Origin of the sequence: Cupriavidus sp. SW-Y-13 (assembly GCF_009793345.1) — a bacterium.
Classification (GTDB): domain Bacteria; phylum Pseudomonadota; class Gammaproteobacteria; order Burkholderiales; family Burkholderiaceae; genus Cupriavidus.
Genome location: NZ_WHLX01000002.1, coordinates 2,237,518 through 2,258,043, shown reverse-complemented (window position 1 = coordinate 2,258,043; position 20,526 = coordinate 2,237,518). Strand labels below are relative to the sequence as shown.

Below are 20,526 nucleotides of genomic sequence, written 5' to 3'. Positions count from 1 at the left end.
GGCGTAACCGATTGCGGCCCGCAGCCCGCCATTTCGCCCCGGCTTTCCACCAGGCCGCACGCCAATGCCTTATCAAACAATGGTTTGCAGGCGATTGGCACACTTGTCGCTCTAGTCGGTGCAGGGAGAAGTCAGAGTCCAATAACGATTCGAACAGAACGCAGGAGACCACACTGCCATGCGTCATCCACCAGCGCGAATGAACGCGCGTCGGCGTGCCCATCGGCTTGCCGGCCCAGCCCCCACTGTCAGCGAGTTGCTGTCGCCGCCCCTGTTGCCGTCTCCACGGCAGACCGCACGCCCTGCCGCGTCGTTCTGTGCATCAGCCAACCGAGGCGCGGCCACCGCTGCCAGCCGGCAGCGCAACGGGTGTCCCGTTTATTGACGGGCGGCCCGCCATATCTCCGTCAGGCCCGGCAACCGGCGGTTGCTTTTTCGCGCGTGCGGGCCTAAACCGGTTTACGTGCTCCGTCCCCCGGCGGGCACCTTTTATAAAAAGGGAGGGAGCCACACATGTTCGCCAGAGTTGCCGCCGCCATGGCACTGTTCTCGACTGCGGCAGCCCCGGCGCTGGCCGGAAACTACGCATGGTTCGACCGCCCCGACTACGCCAACCCGAACAGCCACGCGGCCGTGAGCAATGACAGCTATGTGAGGGCGTTCGGCTGGACCTGGGGCGATATGCAGTACAAGCCGGACGACCGCGCTGCGCCACCCGCTGCGGCGCCTGCCGAGCGTCAGGCACGTGACAACCTGATGGACCCGCATGACGTAGTGCCGGGCAGGCCATCGCCGGACGGGAGTGCGCCGCCGCGTGGACGACGCGGCAAGATCGGCATGACCTGACATTGAAAGTCAGTTTGGGAGTTCTTACGCGGGCCAAGCCGCGTTAGCCTGCCGCCGCTGTCCGGGCGGAAGGACAAAGGGGATCCGGCGAGCGGACGTCGCCGGATCCCCCTTGGCACTACACCCCTGCACGCCTGCACGTGGTGCGTTGACCGCCCGCGTTATTCCCCCGTTGCCGCAGCCTGAAGATCGACGCGGATGTTGTGCTTGTGCATGAGCCGGTACAGCGTCACGCGCGATACGTTGAGTTCGCGCGCCGCCGGCACGACGTGAAAGCCATGGCTGGCCATCACCGTGCGGATCGCCTCGCGCTCGGCTTCCTCGCGTATCGCATCGAGCGTCTTGCGCGGAACTTCCACGCCACCGTTCAGTTGCAGATCCTCGGCCGTGATCTTACGGTTGTCGGTCATCACGATGGCACGCCGCACGCGGTTGATCAGCTCGCGGACATTGCCCGGCCAGCCGTACTGCATCATGCCCTGTGTGGCGCACGACGAGAACCCGCGAATCCGGCGATGGGCTTCGTGGCCATGCTCGGCAAGCACAGCGTTTGCCAGCAGCAGGATGTCTTCGCCGCGATCGCGCAAAGGCGGAATTGTCAGCGTCAGCACGCATAGCCGGTGGAACAGGTCGGGACGGAAGCGCCCGTCGCCCTGCGCGAGCACCAGATCCACGTGCGTGGCGGAGATGATGCGCAGGTCCAGGGGAATGGACTGGTGTCCACCAAGCCGGGTGATGGTGCCCTGCTGCAGGAAACGCAGCAGGGCCACCTGGCTCTCCAGCGGCAGGTCGCCGATTTCGTCGAGAAACAGCGTGCCGCCCTGCGCCTGCTCGATCCAGCCGATCTTGCGCGCATTGGCCCCCGTGAACGCACCCTTCTCGTAGCCGAACAGTTCGGACTGCACCAGATGCGATGGAATCGCGCCGCAGTTGATGGCCACGAACGGCCCCTTGCGACGGCTCGACGCTTCATGAATGGCCTGGGCGGCAAGCTCCTTGCCCGTGCCCGATTCCCCCGAAATGAATACGGGCGCATCGTTGTGAGCCACCTTGGCCAGCGAGCGGAACATCACGCGCATGGCCTGGCATTCGCCAATCATCGGCCCCTTTGCGGCAGGGGGTTCCGGCAGTCGCGCACCATGCAGGCAGGCCATGCCGTGCGCATGCTTGAGCGTGTAGAGCAGTTCGTCGAACGAGAATGGCGTGCGTACGTAATCCACGCAGTAGTCGCGGATCAGGCGCCGCACGCGCTCATCCTCGAGCATGGCCGTCGACGTGATAGCCACCCACATGACATGCAGGTGCTGCAGACCCTGTTCGAGCTGGGTCAGCTCCGCATCGCTATAGGCCGATTGCAGGTCGAGTATGCCCGCCATGGGCGAGCTGCCTCGCACCGCGCGCTCCAGGCCGCTGACTTGTTGAACCCGGCGGATTTCCCACCCCGAACCAAACTGGCTCGCATTGAAACCAAAATCCTCGTACCGCGACACGAGCACGATCTGTGCGGAGCGTGTCGCCGCCTTGCACAGTCGGTCCATGACGTTCTCCCTGGGCTTCTTGTTGGTTGCGGAACGCCCTGCCGCAGGCGCGGCAGCGGGCCACCCGGCCCGGTCGGGTTCCGCTGGCTGCGCGGATGGCTCCGCGCGCAACGTCTGGGGATTCACGATCTGGACGGACTGTGTGATTGTCGTGCGCTGGCGCGAGCGCGACATGCAAGTCGCCGCTTGCCATGGACGTGACCGACCTCCGCCCAGTCTGCCTGGAACGAATGGTTGGCGAATTGATGGATCGGCCCGATGGCGGGACGCCGGATTTCTCCTGCGGTCATGATCTGTTCCCCGTTGAACAACATCCCCCGGCACTACACGTTCGCGTTTACCACTGTCTTCGTTCTGGATTCGAACTGTCTTTATTCGGTCTGTCCCTGCTCGATTCGAGTCGATAGGAGAGACGATGTCGGCATGCGTGTATCCGCATGCTCTCTTCCGTGGTGGCGAAAGCCGCCTGTCCTGACGGTCTCGTTTGGCCGGTTGCCTTGTACTGTCCCGGCAACCGTGGCCGACTGCGGAACGCGCTACCTCTGGCCAGCTGGCAGGCGCCTTTTCCCGGAGTCAAGAAAGGGCGCCGTTGCGCGCCCTCAAATTTTTGCCACGGTTCTAGTTCAGTGCATTTCACCCCTTTTGTCCAGCCCGGAATGTTCGCTTTCAGCCAAGTCTCATACTTTTGTATGAGACGTGAAAGCGCCTTTTTACCGCGCCCACTAGGTAAATGAGCACTCACATTCCTCGCAGAAACAGGTACGCCGTGAAACAGCCGTTCGCGTGACCCGACGCAGAAACGGGTACGCGTTCAGGTGAGGTGCGCCGAAAATGTCATCGTTTTCATTTTGAACACTTCTATCGGCTCTGCCAAAAACAACGGGGGACGGCGCCAGGCGGTCCCCCGTTGTGTGGTCAAGCACCGTTCCTGGGCTGTTGCAGTGCCGGATACGCGCGATCAGTGGCCTGGCAGGTAGTAGAACTTGAAGAGGAAGACCGCGGCGATGATCCACGCCATGAGCGGCACATCCTTCGCCCTGCCCGTCAGCAGTTTCAGCAGTGCATAGGAGATGAAGCCGAATGCCACGCCATTGGCTACCGAATAGGTGAAAGGCATCCCCAGCGCGGTCAACACGGCGGGCACCACCTCGGTGACATCGGACCAGTCGATCTCCAACAGTTCACGCAGCATCAGGCACGACACGTATAGCAGCGCGGGCGCCGTGGCATATGCCGGCACGGCACCCGCCAGCGGGGCGATGAACAGGCAGGCCAGGAACAGCACCGCCACGGTCACCGCCGTCAATCCAGTACGGCCACCGGCCTGCACGCCAGACGCGCTCTCGATATAGGCGGTGGTGGAAGACGTGCCGAGCAGCGAACCGGCCATGATGGCCGTGCTGTCCGCCATCAGCGCCTTGTTCAGGCGGTCCATCTTGCCGGCCTTGAGCAGGCCGGCCCGGTTGGCGACGCCCATCAGCGTACCCGTTGCATCGAACAGCTCGACCAGGAAAAAGACCAGCACCACGTTGAGGATGCCGATGGATAACGCGGCGGAGATGTCGAGCTTGAACAGCGTGGGCGAGATCGACGGCGGTGCCGAGACCACACCGTGGAACTGGTTGCCAGCAAAGACGAAGCTGAGCACCGTGGTCAGCAGGATTCCGATCAGGATCGCGCCCTTCACCTTGAGGCGGTCAAGCGCCACGATGACGAAGAACCCCAGGATGGCCAGCACGGCCGGCGGTTGATGCAAGTCACCAATGGTGACCAGCGTGGCAGGGTGGCCCTTGATGATGCCGGCGCTGTGCAAGGCAATGATCGCCAGGAACAGGCCGATACCCGCCGTGATCGCCCCGCGGATCGCTGGCGGAATGCCCCGGACAATGGCCTCGCGCACGCGGAACAGCGTCACAACCAGGAACAGGCAGCCGGAGATAAACACCGCACCGAGCGCGGCTTCCCACGGCAGCCCCATGCCCTTGACCACGGTATAGGCGAAGTAGGCATTGAGACCCATGCCCGGCGCCATCGCAATGGGATAGTTTGCGTAGAAACCCATGATCAGCGTGCCGATGGCGGCCGCCAGGCACGTGGCGACAAACACGGCATCTTTCGGCACGCCGGCGTCCCCAAGGATGCTCGGATTGACGAAGATGATGTAGGCCATCGTCAGGAATGTAGTGACCCCCGCGAGGATTTCCGTGCGGACATCGGTCTGGTGCTCCCGCAGACGAAAAATGCGCTCGAGCAGGCCGGCGGACGGCGCGGCGGCGGGCGTTGACATGGGTGATCTCCAGGTGCTTCCAGGGCGGAGCGGCAAGGCAACTCGCTCCTGGCAAATTTGGGAAAGGCGGGATGATCCCACAAGCGCACCGGGACGGGGCAGTCCCCGCTGGGGAAAACCCCTGCCTTGACGGGCGCGTCAATCCCCCGTATAAATCTGGCGCAGATTCAAGCGACGAGGCAACAGTTCATTCGTTAGCCACCGTCTGGTACTTCGGTTGTCCATGGTGTCCTTTCCTTGAGTTGGCAGTACGGTGGTGTGTGCCATCGGTTTCTTTTTTCACATTTTTTGGAAAGCAATATCATGCAAACCGGTATCGTCAAGTGGTTCAATGACGCCAAGGGCTTCGGCTTCATCAAGCCGGACGCAGGTGGTGATGACCTGTTCGCGCACTTCTCGGAAGTCCGCGCTGATGGTTTCAAGTCGCTGCAGGAAAACCAACGCGTGTCGTTCGAAGTCAAGAACGGCCCGAAGGGTCTGCAAGCCGCTAACATCACCCCGATGTAATGACCGCCGGCATGCCTTGATGGCGTGCCGATGGTTGTGAAGAACCCGCCGGAGATGGCGGGTTTTTTTTCGTCCTTCCCACCTCTCCGCAGCATCCCTCCACCTCGGGCACGAGCCCGATCGGGCTCAACCTCTATCGCCTCTCGCCGATCCGCGTGACGGGCTCCATCCTTTATTCGTCTGATCCACGCCACGCACGGGGCTGATTCGACGCGGCTCGCGACTGTGTCACGGGCGCACGCGCCTCGCGTCCGTCGAGTTCGCAGAAACGGGTACGCACTCCCTCCTCCGCGTTTTGATCGCCGCAGAAATGGGTACGCCAGCCCGGCTTCAGAGTCGTGTCGCATCTGCGCAGAAACGGGTACGCTCGGCCCGCTTTTTGTCGCGTATACGCCGTGGCAGGCTGCGCTTATCCCGCCTCACTTTTAGGCAGTCTGGTTATCCACGCAGAATCGGGTACGCCAGGTGCCTTTCCACCCTCAAGACCACATGTCAGAAAGTGCGGCGCAGAAACAGGTACGCATTTGGCAGCCGTTGGTCCGCAGAAACGGGTACGGTGGGTGTTTCAGGAGACATGTCGTGGCACCTGCCGGGCAGCAGGTATACGTATACCGTCCGCAGAAACGGGTACGGTGCGGAAATGGCGACCGCTCGGTTTCACACCGCTAGTTGGCGGTAGCTTTCGCCGCAGACGATGTATACGCGGGCAACGTTGCCCATACATCATGGCGCCCGATCCAGCTTCACGCAGAATTGGGTACGCCCGGACAAATGCGAAGGCGCACCAGCCTCGCAGAAACAGGTACGCTTTTGCTTTCCCGATCCCGCCATGCGGGTATCCGCAGAAACGGGTACGCCGCAGAATTGGGTACGCACCGTCGAAAAATAGCGTCCAAGCCCTTTGTCGCAGAATTGGGTACGGAATCGGGCCGCCAGGCGTGCGGATTTCGCAATCCCAACGCAGTGGGCAAGAGCGTGCGCGCCAAAAACGTACCCGATTCTGCGTGGATAAGCGTCCCTACAGCGGGCACAAGACACGATCGGGAGGGGCGGCAAGCGCGGGGGCGCAGAAACGGGTACGCTTTTTATCGATCCCGCTGTGGAAAACCCTGTGGGATCAGCAGGTTATCCCCGCAGAATCCGGTTCGCTGTTTACGCTGAAACGGGTTCGCCCGGTCGCAGATTCGGGTTCGGCCCTTCGCAGAAACAGGTACAAAAGTGCGCAGAATCGGGTACGGAGAGGCATGTAAACCTGTTTGTAATCAACGCTGTTTTGTCTCCGTATACGGTTTACGAGTAGTTAACCCGTATCGGTATCGTTTACTTGTAGTGGATGAGCAGCCAACCGTGGACAACCCTGACGGGCTGCCCACCGTGTGTCTGTCATCTCGCCAGTCGCCGGATACCCGGCCAGGAAACAGACCGCTTCCAGGAAGCCCCTGTGGCAAGCGAGACGCTGAAAGCCCGGACGGCAGGAATGCACCAAGCGATCTCCTGCGCAAGAGCAGGCGCTGAAGTCGTGGCTCAACCGCACTCAACCGCAGCGAATCGGCATTGATCGCGTATACGTACCCGTTTCTGCGTGACAACGTATACGTGATCGCGTAAAAAGGCGGGTAATCCGAAATCACCAACATGCCGATCAAACGCTCTATGGCCTCCGAAGCGGAACGTGCCACGCTGGACGCCGACGTCGAACCGTCGCGCATCATCGTTCCTGGAAACGAGAGCGCCATCGTTCCGTCCGAAAAATTCCAGCGCCTGTTCGATGAAGCCCAGGCCATGGAACGCGAGGACGCGTGGCAAAGTGGCGAAGTCGGCTTCCTTAGCCGTGCCAGTGTGCAGGTCACGCTGCCCTATCGCGCGCCCAAGGGCGCGCCACCTGTGTGGACACGCACCAGCGGGAATATCTCGCTGATGATCCAGCCTGGCTACTTCACGCAGCAACGCGCGGAAAAGGCGGCAAATGGCAAGCAGAAACTGGTTTCCGAAACCGTTTCGCTAGGCTATCCGTACGGATCCTATCCACGGCTGATGCTGGCGTGGATCGGCAAGGAAATCATGGCCAAGAAGAAGCGCGGCGAGTTCACCGGCACGGTGGAGGATCGTCGCATTTCGCTTGGCAATTCCTTGTCCGAGTTCATGTACAACCTCGGCATTCCGATGGCGACGGGTGGCAAGCGCGGCACGATGACGCTGGTGCGCCAGCAGATGATCCGCTTGTTCTCGGCGACGATCGCCATCGTGCAGAACAAGTCGATCCAATTGCCGAATCAGCCGCCCAACCACGAGCCGATGTCGATCGACCGCGTGGGCTATCTGCTGGCCGACCAGTTGTCGACGTGGTGGGACCCGATGCAGCCGGGCCAAGGTTCGATGTTCGAGAGCTTTGTGGTGCTGTCTGAGCCGTTTTTCAACGAACTGGTGAATCGTCCGGTACCGGTCGACATGCGCGCGCTGAAGGCACTCAAGCAGTCGCCATTTGCTCTGGACGTTTATTCGTGGCTGACCTACCGGTTCTTTACCATCCAGCGCCGCACGGAGATCCCGTGGGAAGCGCTGCAAATGCAGTTCGGGACCGAGACGGAGAGCGAGCGCAAGTTCCGTGCGTTGTTCCGCAAGGCGCTCAAGGATGTGCTGGTGGTCTATCCGGGCGCCAAGGTCGATGCTGACTCCTCGAAGGCGCTCATTCTGCAGCCGTCGCGCACGAGCGTGCGCAAGCTGGGCTGACAGCTTCCAACCGCGCTGCACAAACAAAAAAGGCAAGCGAGAGCTTGCCTTTTTTGCGTCACTGATCGGACCGGAGACCTCCCGCCTGACCAGCCACTGTGGTTCCGCTTACGCCGGCTTGATCGCCGAGGCTTGCAGACCCTTCGGTCCCTGCTTCACTTCGAACGTCACTCGCTGGCCGTCTTTCAGGGTCTTGAAGCCGGAACCCTGGATTTCGGAGAAGTGAGCGAACAGATCGGCGCCACCATCATCGGGGGTAATGAAGCCGAAACCCTTGGTCTCGTTGAACCACTTGACCGTACCGGTTGCCATAACAGATTTCCTTTCGAAGCAAGTTCGTTTTACACACAACGCAAACAACCGTTCAAGCACGCTGAGTTCTCGTAGATACCGAACGGAAGCCAACGAGGTAACACGACTTGACTCGACTGTAGCGGGCATCATAACCACAATGTGTTGCGGTGTCATGTGCGGCGTAATGCGCACCACCTTTACTTTAGGCGGATTCTCTACCGCTTTTCAAGAAGAAGAATCCCGCACAGTTGATGTAGCGAAATCTGCGCCTGACACGTGCCCTGCTTAAGGGGTATCCATTGCCCGGCGCCGTTTTACAGTGTTTTATTCAAATGCTCAGAAAAATGGGTTGTGGCGCAAAGTCGATTTCGCTAAAGTTCGGCTAACTGAACATCATCATCCGGCGCTTTCAGCGCTGAAAGTGAGACCGAAGTGCCGGCAAAAATTATCACCGTTTTCAACCAGAAGGGCGGCTGCGGCAAGACAACCGTCAGCATGCACCTTGCTGGAACGCTGGGGCTGCGTGGCGCGCGGTCCCTGCTTGTCGATATGGACGAGCAAGGCACTGCCACGCGCTGGGCAGCGCAAGCCAGCGATGAACGGCCGTTTCCCGCCTCGGTGATTGGTTTGGCTCCGTCCGGCGGTGCCATGCACCGGGAGGTTCGGAAGTTCATGAACGACTACGACTACATCGTGGTGGATTGCCCGCCTGCGGTACATTCGGCGGCGCCGTCGAGTGCCTTGCTGATTTCGGATTTGGCGATCATTCCGGTCGTACCGTCTCCGCCGGATCTTTGGGCAGCCGTGGCTGCCAAGACACTGGCGCAGCATGCCCAGGTACAGAATGAAACGCTGCAAATTCGGGTGGCGGCCAACATGGTTCAGCGCCGCGTCTCGATCGCGCGTCAGGCCATCGAGATTCTTGGCGACGATCCAGAGGTGCCGCTTCTGAACTCCATGGTCGGTTCGCGCTCGGCATTCCGCGAGTGCCTGGCCATGGGCTGCACCGTACACGGCGTACCGGGCGCGCGCGAAGCCATCCAGGAAGTGGACATGATGGTGGACGAGATACTGTCCCTGATTGAGTAATGGAATGACTACGAAATTGAAGAGCCTGAAGGCAGGCATGCTCGCCGGGATGGCGGCAGAAAAGACGCGGAACGACGCCGTCGATCGGTTTGCACGGGCCGAGGCCGCACTCTCTGACCATCCGAACGGCCTGTTGCAGGGACAACGCGTGGGCCAGGCGGCGCAAACTTTCAGCGCTGAAAGTGAGGTGCAAGCGATGGAAGGGCGCGTGCTGGCGCGCATTCCCATCGCCCAGTTGCACGACAATCCCTTCAACGCCCGTCGCATTTATGATCCTGCCGTCGTGCAGGAACGTGCGGCGTCGATTGCCACGCACGGACAAAAAACGCCTGGTCTTGCTGCGCCGGATCCGACGCGACCCGGACACTTCATCCTCATCGACGGTCACTATCGCAAGCGTGCCCTGGCGTCAGCAGGCAAGCTCGAGATGGAATGCTTTGTCGAGAATGATCTCAGCGATCTCGACTTCTACCGTCTGTCGTTCCTGCTGAACGAACAGCGCTCCGACCAATCGGCGCTGGATAATGCCATCGCATGGCGTCAGCTGCTGGATGAGGGCAAGGTTCAAAAGGAAGACGAAATCTGTGAGCTGACAGGGATGTCGGCCGGCACGGTGAACAAGACGCTGGCGCTGTTGAAGCTGCCGGACTCCGTGATTGCCGTGATGCGTGAACGGCCGAGCGCCATCGGCATCGCGGCCGGGTACGAACTCACGCTGTACTTCAAGCTCGCAGGTGAGGACCGTACGCGCGAACTGGCGGGCCGGATCATGAACGACGGATTGTCCAGCCGCGAGGTGGAATCGATCCGGAAGCAGATGCAGGAAGGCAAGTCGCGCAAGGTCAAGGAAATCAGCCGCCAATACAAGATCCGTACTGAGTCTGGCCAACTGCTTGGCACGATCAAGGAATGGGATTCGGGCCGCGTGATGCTGGATGTGCAGCTCACCGACCGAAACGCGCGGGAAGACTTGCTGGAAGTCCTGAAGGCCCGCTTCGGCCTGGACAAGACGTTGCTTTAATTCAAAACCTGAGCCGGCCGGGCGAGAAGTCCGCCGGCACACCGCCGTGCGCTGCGGCGAAGCGTTTCCAACTCGCACGCAAGAGCCGATCGAGGCCGCTTGCCGAGTAGCCCGCCAAGTGCTGCCCACGCTTGGCGTTCCCGCGCACGGTGTCTGGAAACGCTGTCGGCGCGAGCAGTGCGACTTCCGCATTCCAGTCGCGCTCGCCAAAGTCGGGCAGCCCTCGGTCAGCCCAGTGTTTGCGCAGTGCCTCCCACGCCTCAGGTTCCAGCAGCATAGGCTTCCGCCGTGCGGCGCTTTTGGCCGAGAGCGAGAGCCGGCCGCTGTCGCCAATCGCCTCCACATCTCCCAACCGTAGCGCCGCCAACTCCACGACCCGGACTCCATGGTGTGCAATCAGCAATGCGGCGGCAAGCGCGGCGCGCTGTTGTGGATTTGGGTTGTCCCGAGCGAGCCAGTCGAGGAATGCGGGGATGGGAAGCGACACGGTCAACGTATTCGCAACCGACACGCCCGGCGTTGCATTTGAAACGTTCAGCGCGTGTCTTGCCTCTCCCAGTGACCCGATGCCGGACCGTGCAGGTTCGCCAGCCCGGCGACGAATTTCCTTGAGCAGCACCCGCGCCACCCGCAGCGATGCCGCACAAGAACTCGCCCGCAACGGTCCTTCGAATGGACGCCAATGCATCTTGTCGCGAGGACTGGCGGGGCCGCACCAGAACGCCGAAGGCTGGGGGTCTGCAAGAAAGGCGTGATACGAGGCAAGCGATTCACCATTCAGGTCTCGCAATGACAGTCCGTTCCGCCCTGCCCAGAGCAGCAGCCGCTCCGCTTCGCGTCGATAGCTCAGCCACGTGTTGCGTGACTGATGCGTGTTCAGCCAGTCGCCGACCCATGCCAGTTCCAGACTGAACGGCGGCGCTGGCAACATCGATTCAAAGGGTACGGGATACGCCATCGAAGGCCCCAATGGACAAGCAATAAGTGCCTTTAAAGGCGCATTATCCCCAGGCGAGCGCACAAAAGTCCGCAGCCGCATCCCAGCGCCGTCGTCGTTGGCGCGCAGCCATCTGACGATGGTTTCCGCGGAATGGCGCCCAATCCTTGGCACGTGACGCCACCAACTGCTGCCCCGGCGATTGGCCAGCGCAACCAGATCCGCCACGGTACGCAATTCCGCTGCCACCATGCGGCGAGCCAGGCTGGGGCCGAACCAGAGCGTCACCGGATGCGTCGGTAACGGTCGGCCTTGCCCAAGCTGCTCGATCGACGAGAGCGCCTCTACCCGGCGCGACATCCCGGTATCGGAGCGCCCGCGCAGCGCTTCGAACATTTCTGCGATATCGGGACGGTCATGCTGCAGCGCAAACTGCACCAACCGGTCGCGCAGCGCCAGGATGCGCTGAATCGCCTGATGTTCGGTCAGATCCTCGTCATCGTCCGGATCCACCAGATACCGATTGGCGATATCCACCGGCCGCATGCCCTGCGCATAGGCCCGCACCACCGCAAATTCGGTGCGCGTGAGCTTGGTTGCCGCCAGCGTATCGCGATCATCCGCCATGTTTGGCCACGTCCCCTTTCGTCGGTAAGTGATTGAATTGCAACAACAATCGGCAGGTGCCGAAATGATCCGGGCCAATCTGCCAACCAAAGTGCAATGTAAATTATTTTCGGACGAAAGGCGAGGGTGACGTGGCCTCGCCGAAAGTTTCAGTTGAGAGAAACGCAAGCGATCCGTCCCGAAAACTCGTTTGTCGACGCACTGGCCACCGACCACTATCCAGTCACCGCACGGCCATGCACCCCCTCGACAAAGGAGACTCTCGTGTCCAGCACGACCCCCAACCTCTGGAGTTCCGACTCCCCGCCCGCGCTGCAAGCGTCGCGTCATCACACCACCGGCGCGTGGAGATTCCCCGCCGTGGCGGAACACTCGCCGCTCGCGTCGCAATACGCCACGGTGCCCGTGCACGGCAGCGGCGCGGTCTACAGCTTCACCGTCATCCATCCCGCGCCGAAGACCGGGCTCCCGCCCTACGCGTTGGGCTATGTCGATTTCGATGGTCCGTTGCGTGTATTCGGCCGACTCGAAGGCAAAGACCGCCCGACGATTGGCGCCCGCTACGTGCCCGTGTCCAGCGACACCTTCGGCTACGTGTTCCAGGCAGTGCAGGACTGAACAGGATCAAGATCATGCAGGACATCTACATTTCCGGCGGCGCGATGACGACGTTCGGACGACATACCGGCGTCATGGCGCCGGAGCTGGCGCAGCGCGCCATTCTGGACGCGGTGAAGGATGCGGGTATCGAACTGGCCGATATCGAGGCGGTCTACTGCGCCAACGTGCTCGGCGGCATGATCCTGGGGCAATTGATCGTGCGCGATCTCGGCCTGCAGGGCATTCCGGTCTACAACGTGGAGAACGCCTGCGCGAGCGGCGCCACGGGCGTCCATCTTGCGCGCCATGCATTGCTGGCGCAGCAGTACAAGACCGTACTCGTCTTCGGTATCGAACAACTGACCGCCTTGGGTGGCGGCACGATCCCGATGCAGCGCAACGACGATATGACCGATCTCTACGCCTCGGCGGGCATGGTGCTGCCGGCGGTCTACGCCATGCGTGGCACGCGGTTCCTGCACGAGCGGGATGCCACCGCCGTGGACCTTGCCACGGTGGCGGTGAAGAATCGCCGCCATGGCGCGCTGAACCCCTACGCGCAGCAACGCACCGAGACCACGGTCGAGGAGGTGCTTGCGTCGCGCATGATTGCCGATCCGCTGACGCTGCTGCAGTGCTGCCCATCACAGGTGGATGGCGCGGCGGCGGCGATCATGACCACGCGACGGCCCGAGGGATATCGCCCGGTGCGCGTGCTGTCATCGGTGGTGGTATCGGGCATTCGCGAAGGTGCCGATGACGACATCCTCGATGCCGAGATCACGGCACGCGCTGCGCGGCAGGCCTATGAACAGGCGGGTCTCGGTCCCAGGGATATAAATGTCGTGGAGCTGCACGACGCCTTCACGATTGCCGAACTGCTGTACTACGAGGCATTGGGACTGGCGGCTCCGGGCGAAGCGGTGCCGTTGCTGCGCTCGGGTGCAACGCGACTCGGTGGACGTGTGCCTGTCAATCCAAGCGGCGGCCTGCTCGCCAAGGGCCACCCACTCGGCGCCACAGGCATCGCGCAGATGGTGGAAATCATGTGGCAGTTGCAGGAACGCGCCGATGGCCGGCAGGTGGCCGATGCACGGATCGGCCTGACGCAATGCACCGGTGGCGGCATCGCCGGCGTGGACCATGCCGCATCGTCGGTGCATGTGCTGGGAGTCTGAGATGAACACACCTTCCACAGATACGCGCCAGGTAGCGGTAGTCACGGGCGCCGCACGCGGCGTCGGGCTTGGCATCGCTACCGCGCTGGCAGACCAGGGCATGGCCGTGGCCTTGTTCGACCGAGACGCGGCGGCATTGTCCGATGCCGTCGCCGGATTGATTCACGCGGGCCATCGCGCCATGGGTGTGACGGTGGACCTGACCGAGTCCGCAGCGGTCAACGCCGCGTTCGAGCACGTAACCAGCACGATGGGGCGCATCGACTGCCTCGTGAACAACGCGGGCGTCGTGCGTGACATGCGTTTCCTGAAAATGCGCGACGAGGACTGGGATCTTGTGGTCGATACCAACCTGCGCTCGCAGTTCCTGTGCTGCCGCGCGGCGTTGCCGGGCATGGTGGAGCGCGGCTATGGGCGCATCGTGAACATCTCGTCGCGCGCATGGCTCGGCGGATTCGGGCAGGCCAACTACTCGGCAGCAAAAGGCGGCGTGGTCAGTCTGACGCGCTCGCTGGCCATCGAGTTCGCATCGCTGGGCATCACCGTGAACGCCGTGGCGCCGGGCATCGTCGACACGCCGTTGTTCCGCAACTTCGCGCCCGAGGTGCAGACGCGTTTGCAGAAGTCGGTGCCGGCGCAGCGGATCGGCACGGCGGACGATATCGCCAACGCGGTGCGTTTCTTCGCGAGTCCCGGCGCGTCGTACGTCACGGGCCAGACGCTGTATGTCTGCGGTGGCCGCAGCCTGTCGTCGCCTAGCGTGTAGGGGGATGCGATGACCGTACATCTGCACATCGAAGGTCACGTCGCGCTAATGACGATAGACCGGCCCGACGCGCTCAACGCGCTCGACATCCCCACGTTGCATCAGCTACGCCAGCACCTGTGCGAAATCAGGGACCGCGCCGACATCCACGTCGCCGTGCTCACCGGCAGCGGTACGCGTGCGTTCTGCGCGGGCGCCGATCTGAAGGGCACGCAGGTATCGCCAGCCAGCTATGCGGAGGCGATGTTCCACGCACCGGACGTCGCCGCCGAACGTGGCTTGTATATCCGGTTGATGGATCTGAGCGGCTTGCAGTGTGCAAAGCCGTTGATCGCAGCGATCAACGGACACTGCCTCGGTGCGGGTCTGGAGATCGCGCTGCAATGCGAGTTGCGCATCGCATCGACGCAAGCCAGCTTCGGACTGCCCGAGGTGCGCGTGGGGTCGATCCCCGCCGTATCCGGTCTGCATCGACTGTTGAAAGCGGTGCCATCCGCGTACGCGATGCAGATGGTGCTGACAGGGGATCGTATCGATGCGGAAGCCGCTGCACGGATCGGACTGGTATCGGAAACCGTGGCGCCCGATGCCTTGCTCGATCGCACGCTCGCCCTTGCACACAGGATTGCCGACAACGCGCCACTAGCAGTGCAAGCGGTAAAGAAGCTCTCGCGCCAGACCGCGCACCTGTCCGACGCCGACGCGCAGGAACTGACCGAACTTTATTGGGGCGCGCTGCGCGACACCGATGACCGGATCGAAGGACGCAAGGCGTTTGCAGAAAAACGAACACCCCGCTTCGTTGGCCGCTAGGCCACAAGAACACACCCATACCGATACCAATATCAAGGAGACAACCATGCACCCATTCATGCGAAAGCTGACGCGCACCGTTCTGACGATGATCGCCGTCGGCGCCACGGCCACGGCTTCCGCGCAGGCGCCGTTTCCCTCGAAGCCGATCACGATCGTCGTACCGTTCGCACCGGGCGGCGGGAATGACATTCTTGCGCGGCTGATCGCGCCCAAGATGTCGCAGCAACTGGGCCAGCCCGTCATCATCGAGAACAAGCCAGGTGCCGGGGGCAACCTCGGCGCCGACTACGTGGCGCATGCCGCGCCCGATGGCTACACGCTCGTGATTGCATCGAGCCAGGTCACGATGAATCCCTACCTGGGCATGAAGGTGCCCTTCAACATCGAGCGCGATTTCGAACCGGTGGGACGCATTGGCTCGGTGCCACTGGTGCTGGTAGCAAACATGTCGCAGCCGTATCGCACCTTGAAAGAGTTTGTCGACTACACGCGCGCCAATCCGGGCAAGGTGAGTTACAGCAGCCCCGGCCCGGGCACGCCGCAACATCTGGCCGGTGAAGTGTTTGCCAAACTCAATCACACCGAACTGCTGCACGTACCCTATCGCGGCACGGGTCCGTCGATTGCGGATCTGATGGGCAATCAGGTGCAGGTGTCGTTCGCCACGTTTGCATCGGTGATCCAGTACGTGCGCGCGGGCAAGCTGCGTGCGCTCGGCATCGCAGGGCAGCAGCGCACGCAACTGATGCCCGAGCTGCCGGCGTTTTCCGAAGCCGGTCTCAAGGGCTACGAAGCCGAACTCTGGTACAGCCTGCTGGCCCCGGCCAAGACGCCGCGTCCCGTGGTGGATCGCATCAACGCCGCGATGATGGCCGCGCTGAAATCGCCGGACCTGGCCGATCAGTTCACGAAGCAGGGCTTCGAGGTCAAGGGCTCCACGCCGGACGAACTGAAGACCTACATCACGCGGGAGCTCGCGCGCTGGCAGCGTGTGATCACCGAGAACAACATCAAGGTGGCGATGTGACCAACATGAACGATGCGCTCGACAATCCGCTGCTCGAATCGCTCGGTATCCGGCTGGCGAGCGTCGCGCCCGGCGCGTGTACGTTCGAACTCGATATCGAGCCACGTCACCTGAACCGACAGCGCACGCTGCAGGGCGGTGTCAGTGCCACGCTGCTCGATGCCGCATGCGGCTACGCAGGTTTGCAACAGGGCGATGGCGAACTGGGCAATGCGGTGACATTGATGTTGTCGATCAGCTATCTCGGCAAGGTGAGCGCAGGCCGGGTGCGCGCAACCGCCACGGTGACGCGTGCGGGCCGCAGCATCTATTTCTCGTCGGCCGAACTGATCGACGAAACGGGTGCGCTGATCGCGACTGCGCAAGGCACTTTCAAGCGTGCAGGAGGCAACGACCATGCTCGGTAATGCACTGGAAGGCGTGACCGTCATCGACTTCACGCAGATTGCTGCGGGACCGGTCTCCACGATGCTGCTGGCCGACATGGGCGCGCGCGTGATCAAGGTGGAACCACCCAACGGCGAGATGGGGCGCGGATTGGGGCCGGGCTGGATCGGCGATGACAGCGCGCTGTTTCACGGCTTCAATCGCAACAAGCAGGGTGTGTCGATCGATCTGAAGACAGATGCGGGTGCAGAGGTGGCGCACCGATTGATCGCTGGCGCCGACATCGTGGTGGAAAGCATGCGGCCCGGCGTGATGGCTCGCCTCGGCCTCGGTCCCGCCGAACTCTGCACCAAACACCCGGCACTGATCTACTGCTCGATTTCCGCATATGGGCAGGAAGGCCCATACGCGCAGCATGCGGGTGTGGATGGCATCCTGCAGGCCGATGCGGGACTCATGAGCCTGATCGGCACACCCGGCAGCGAGCCATGCAAGGTGCAGGCGCCCGTGGTGGATGTGATGACGGGCTATATCGCCGCGCTCGGCATCGTGTCGAAACTGGCGCAGCGTGCGCGCGATGGTCGGGGCGGTCATCTCGATGTCAATCTGTTCAACGCTGCGCTGGCGCTGCAGCAGTCGTCGCTGACGTCGTATCTGGCCGATGCGCAGTTGCCGGTGCGCGCGGGAAGCGCGGCACCGTACGCCGCGCCGAATCAGGCATTCCGCACTGCCGATGGCTGGATCATGGTGGCGGCTTACATGCCTGATCGGTGGCGCAGGCTGTGCGAAATCCTGAAGCTCGACGCCATGATCGACGATCCGCGCTTCGCGACCTCGCCGCAGCGTGTGGCGCATCGCGCAGAGATGGTGGAGCGATTGACGGCGGTCTTTGTCACGCGCACCACCGATGCGTGGATCGATACGCTGCAACAGGCCGACATCCTGTGCGCGCGCGTGGCGACCTATGACGATGTGGTGGCGCATCCGCAAGCCGCCGCGAATCGCATGATCGTGCAGGCCGAGCACCCCGTGCATGGCACGATTCGCATGCCGGGCTTCCCGATCTCCAGCAGCAGTGCCCATGCACGCACCGTGCGGCCAGCGCCGAGGTGCGGCGAACATACGTCAGCGGTGCTGCGCGAATTCGGCTATGGCGAAGCGGAGATCCGTGCGATGCGTGAGGCCGCCGTCATACATGGCGTCGAAGCCTAGCTGTCAGCGCTTTCCCCGAACTGCGCGAGCAGCCATTTGCGGAACGTCGCCATGCTCGGGCTTTCCTTGCGATCCGATGGCGTGAGCAGGTAGTACGTGAAATCGCCCATGTCCACGACTTTGCGGAACGGTGCGACGAGCTTGCCCGAGGCGAGGTCGTCTTCCACGAGAAAGCGCTGCGCGATGGCGAAGCCCTGGCCTTCGAGCGCCGCCGCGTAGGCCATGGCGGAACTCTGGTACGTCATGCCGCTGCGTGAGTCCACCTCACCCTCGGCCTTCGAGGCGGCCAGCCAGAACGCCCAGTCATCGGGGCGTGCAATCGAATGGAGCAGCACCTGGCGCTGCAGGTCGCCCGCCTTGCGTACGGCCGTTGCCAGCGCGGGGCTGCATACCGGTGTGAGCACGTTGCTGACAAGCCGGTACGTGTTGACGTCCGGCCACTTGCCATCGCCAAGACGGATCGCGCCGTCGATGTCCTCGCGCCGGAAATCGACGGGATCGAGCGATGCGGTGAGCAGGACCTCGATCCCGCGATTGGCTGCATGAAAACTGGAGAGACGCGGAATCAGCCAGCGCATGGCGAACGTGGTGTACGCGCGAATCTTGAGTTGCGTGCGGCGCGTACGCCGTGTGAGGCGCGAGGTGGCATCGCGCAGCGCATCCATTGCCTTGGTCACGCCGCGGTAATACTCCTCGCCCGCACGCGTCAGCGTGATTTGTCGATGGCCGCGCACGAGCAACTGAAGACCCAACGCATCTTCCAGCGTGCGCACTTGTCGGCTCACGGCGCCGGGCGTGACGTGCAGCTCTTCGGCGGCAACCGTGATGCTGAGGCGGCGCGCCACGACCTCGAAGGCACGAATGGCATTGAGCGGGGGCAGTCGATCCATGGCGCGGATTCTGGCATGCGCTTGAGAAATCCTCAATCGAGGGATTGCACCGATCCGGCGCACATGGACACGCGGCGTGAAGCCATGTCCGTACATTCTTGCATTCGCTGAAAGTCTGAATAAAGTAAGAGCGGCAACCGCGCCGGACCTGCGCGCTGCACATGACAAGTGTGCAATGCGGGTAGCACGTGCGCACCGAAAGGAGAACAAGCCATGGACGACCCCACGAACGTGCCCGTCGAAGGCGGAGCGCCGGTGCCTGCCCCTGCACCGCCGACCGTCGCGCTTGAAGCGATGGCAGACGGGACGCATGTTGTCTCGCTGACCGTCAACGGCACCGCGTGCCGGCTCACCGTACCCGCCAATGCCATCCTGCTCGATGCACTGCGCGACCAGCTTCATCTCACCGGCACCAAGAAAGGTTGCGACCACGGCCAGTGCGGTGCCTGCACGCTGATCGTCAACGGCGTGACCGTGAACAGTTGCCTCTCGCTGGCGGTCATGCACGACGGCGACGACATCCTGACCATCGAGGGCCTGTCTTCAGGCGGCGCACTGCATCCGGTGCAGCAGGCGTTCTGGGATCACGACGCCTACCAGTGCGGCTACTGCACTGCGGGGCAGATGATGAGTGCGGTGGGCGTCCTGCAGGACAAGCGGATTCCCGCCGACGATGCATCGGTGCGCGAGGCGATGAGCGGCAATATCTGCCGCTGCGGGGCCTACCGGAACATCGTGACCGCCATCCAGGATGCGCGTGCCAAGCGTACAGGGAGCGCCTGATGCGAAACTTCGACTATGCACGCGCGGCCGATGTGGAGCAGGCCATTGCCATGCACGCCCGGGCGGGCGATACCGTGTATCTGGCCGGTGGCACCACGCTGCTCGACCTGATGAAGCTCGATGTCATGCGGCCCGCGCATGTCGTGGACATCCACAAGCTCGGACTGGACCAGATCGAACTGCTCGATGGCGGCCGTGTGCGGATCGGCGCGATGGTCAGCAATACCGACCTCGCGCGCCACGACCACATCGCTCAGCACTACCCTGCCTTGTCCCAGGCCATTCTCTCGGGCGCCAGCACGCAATTGCGCAACAAGGCCACCACGGGCGGCAACGTCATGCAGCGCGTGCGTTGCGGCTATTTCCGCGATGGCGTGTCGCCTTGCAACAAGCGTGAGCCGGGATCGGGATGTTCCGCCGTCGACGGATTGAATCGCAACGTCCATGCGGTGCTTGGCGGCAGCGCGCAGTGCATTGCCGCGCATCCCTCCGATATGTGCGTGGCGATGGTGGCCATCGGCACCTCGGTGCAGATACAGGGGCCGCAAGGGCGGCGCGAAGTCCCGCTCGCGGATTTTCACCTGCTGCCGGGCGATACGCCCTGGAAGGAGCACGCCCTCGAACCCGGCGAGATCATCACGCACGTCACGCTGGACCCGCCGATGCCTGACAGCCGCTCGGCGTATCTGAAGCTGCGCGACCGGGGCTCGTACCAGTTCGCGCTCGCGTCGAGTGCGGTGGTGATAGCGCTCGATGGCACCACCGTGCGCGATATCCGCATCGCGCTGGGTGGCGTCACCACCAAGCCGTGGCGCGCGGAAAACGCGGAAGCGGTGCTGCGCGGCAAGTCTATCGACGATGCACGGATTCGCGACGCTGCCGCAGCGGCGATGTCCGGCGCGCAGTCGTATGGGCAAAACGGCTTCAAGCTGCTGCTCGGCCAGCAGGCGGTGATCCGCAACCTGTCGCGCTTCATGGCGTAATACGCCTG

19 protein-coding genes are annotated in these 20,526 nt (G+C 62.6%); 14 read left to right on the top strand and 5 right to left on the bottom strand.

Annotated features, from left to right (window positions below):
- Positions 1-513: 513 nt before the first annotated feature.
- Positions 514-846 (top strand): hypothetical protein, encoded by a 333-nt coding sequence (locus tag GA566_RS25620; RefSeq protein WP_137925892.1) that lies wholly within the window; start codon positions 514-516, stop codon positions 844-846.
- 161 nt (positions 847-1,007) lie between these two features.
- Here the strand turns inward: GA566_RS25620 and GA566_RS25615 are convergent, their stop codons facing one another.
- Both GA566_RS25615 and GA566_RS25610 read right to left on the bottom strand, forming a co-directional pair.
- On the bottom strand, positions 1,008-2,384 hold the full coding sequence (locus tag GA566_RS25615) for a sigma-54 dependent transcriptional regulator (RefSeq protein ID WP_137925893.1): 1,377 nt from the start codon (positions 2,382-2,384) through the stop codon (positions 1,008-1,010).
- Between the two features lie 958 nt (positions 2,385-3,342).
- The gene (locus tag GA566_RS25610) at positions 3,343-4,671 is read right to left on the bottom strand and encodes an NCS2 family permease (RefSeq protein WP_160474389.1); all 1,329 of its coding nucleotides are present in this window, start codon (positions 4,669-4,671) and stop codon (positions 3,343-3,345) included.
- A 303-nt stretch (positions 4,672-4,974) separates the two neighbouring features.
- Here GA566_RS25610 and GA566_RS25605 point away from each other — a divergent pair, with 303 nt between their 5' ends.
- Positions 4,975-5,178 (top strand): cold-shock protein, encoded by a 204-nt coding sequence (locus GA566_RS25605; protein WP_092139416.1) that lies wholly within the window; start codon positions 4,975-4,977, stop codon positions 5,176-5,178.
- A 1,635-nt stretch (positions 5,179-6,813) separates the two neighbouring features.
- Positions 6,814-7,908, top strand: a complete 1,095-nt coding sequence (locus tag GA566_RS25600) for a replication protein RepA (RefSeq protein WP_137925896.1) — start codon at positions 6,814-6,816, stop codon at positions 7,906-7,908.
- A gap of 108 nt (positions 7,909-8,016) precedes the next feature.
- On the opposite strand, the gene GA566_RS25595 is transcribed toward GA566_RS25600, so the two are convergent.
- The gene (locus GA566_RS25595) at positions 8,017-8,220 is read right to left on the bottom strand and encodes a cold-shock protein (protein ID WP_006159056.1); all 204 of its coding nucleotides are present in this window, start codon (positions 8,218-8,220) and stop codon (positions 8,017-8,019) included.
- A 414-nt stretch (positions 8,221-8,634) separates the two neighbouring features.
- Between GA566_RS25595 and GA566_RS25590 the strand changes: the two genes are divergently transcribed.
- The gene (locus tag GA566_RS25590; RefSeq protein ID WP_137925897.1) at positions 8,635-9,291 is read left to right on the top strand and encodes an AAA family ATPase; all 657 of its coding nucleotides are present in this window, start codon (positions 8,635-8,637) and stop codon (positions 9,289-9,291) included.
- Between the two features lie 4 nt (positions 9,292-9,295).
- Complete coding sequence (locus GA566_RS25585) at positions 9,296-10,312, top strand: ParB/RepB/Spo0J family partition protein (RefSeq protein ID WP_160474388.1); 1,017 nt, start codon at positions 9,296-9,298, stop codon at positions 10,310-10,312.
- A gap of 1 nt (position 10,313) precedes the next feature.
- On the opposite strand, the gene GA566_RS25580 is transcribed toward GA566_RS25585, so the two are convergent.
- On the bottom strand, positions 10,314-11,876 hold the full coding sequence (locus GA566_RS25580; protein ID WP_160474387.1) for a phage integrase family protein: 1,563 nt from the start codon (positions 11,874-11,876) through the stop codon (positions 10,314-10,316).
- Between the two features lie 264 nt (positions 11,877-12,140).
- On the opposite strand from GA566_RS25580, the gene GA566_RS25575 reads away from it, so the two are divergent.
- Genes GA566_RS25575 through GA566_RS25545 form a run of 7 tightly spaced genes read left to right on the top strand, consistent with a single transcriptional unit; the run spans position 12,141 to position 17,862 of the window.
- A complete protein-coding gene (locus GA566_RS25575; protein ID WP_137925900.1) occupies positions 12,141-12,494 on the top strand; it encodes a Zn-ribbon domain-containing OB-fold protein in 354 nt (117 codons plus the stop codon).
- Positions 12,495-12,508: 14 nt separating this feature from the next.
- Positions 12,509-13,654, top strand: a complete 1,146-nt coding sequence (locus GA566_RS25570) for a thiolase family protein (protein WP_160474386.1) — start codon at positions 12,509-12,511, stop codon at positions 13,652-13,654.
- Between the two features lies 1 nt (position 13,655).
- The gene (locus tag GA566_RS25565; RefSeq protein ID WP_160474385.1) at positions 13,656-14,420 is read left to right on the top strand and encodes an SDR family NAD(P)-dependent oxidoreductase; all 765 of its coding nucleotides are present in this window, start codon (positions 13,656-13,658) and stop codon (positions 14,418-14,420) included.
- A 9-nt stretch (positions 14,421-14,429) separates the two neighbouring features.
- Positions 14,430-15,233: an enoyl-CoA hydratase/isomerase family protein gene (locus tag GA566_RS25560; protein WP_160474384.1), complete on the top strand. Its 804-nt coding sequence runs from the start codon at positions 14,430-14,432 to the stop codon at positions 15,231-15,233.
- 46 nt (positions 15,234-15,279) lie between these two features.
- Positions 15,280-16,263 carry a tripartite tricarboxylate transporter substrate binding protein gene (locus tag GA566_RS25555; protein WP_237380654.1) on the top strand — a complete coding sequence of 328 codons (984 nt, stop codon included), beginning with the start codon at positions 15,280-15,282 and terminating at the stop codon, positions 16,261-16,263.
- 5 nt (positions 16,264-16,268) lie between these two features.
- Positions 16,269-16,670, top strand: a complete 402-nt coding sequence (locus GA566_RS25550) for a PaaI family thioesterase (protein WP_137925929.1) — start codon at positions 16,269-16,271, stop codon at positions 16,668-16,670.
- A complete protein-coding gene (locus GA566_RS25545; RefSeq protein ID WP_160474383.1) occupies positions 16,660-17,862 on the top strand; it encodes a CaiB/BaiF CoA-transferase family protein in 1,203 nt (400 codons plus the stop codon). Before GA566_RS25550 ends, GA566_RS25545 begins: the two co-directional genes overlap by 11 nt.
- Here GA566_RS25545 and gcvA read toward each other — a convergent pair.
- Positions 17,859-18,752: a transcriptional regulator GcvA gene (gene gcvA / locus GA566_RS25540; protein ID WP_137925905.1), complete on the bottom strand. Its 894-nt coding sequence runs from the start codon at positions 18,750-18,752 to the stop codon at positions 17,859-17,861. The genes GA566_RS25545 and gcvA overlap by 4 nt on opposite strands.
- 213 nt (positions 18,753-18,965) lie before the next feature.
- On the opposite strand from gcvA, the gene GA566_RS25535 reads away from it, so the two are divergent.
- Both GA566_RS25535 and GA566_RS25530 read left to right on the top strand, forming a co-directional pair.
- Positions 18,966-19,535, top strand: coding sequence for a (2Fe-2S)-binding protein (locus GA566_RS25535; RefSeq protein WP_137925906.1), 570 nt, complete (start codon positions 18,966-18,968; stop codon positions 19,533-19,535).
- Positions 19,535-20,518: a xanthine dehydrogenase family protein subunit M gene (locus GA566_RS25530; protein WP_137925907.1), complete on the top strand. Its 984-nt coding sequence runs from the start codon at positions 19,535-19,537 to the stop codon at positions 20,516-20,518. The genes GA566_RS25535 and GA566_RS25530 overlap by 1 nt, the downstream gene beginning before the upstream one ends.
- Positions 20,519-20,526 lie beyond the last annotated feature (8 nt).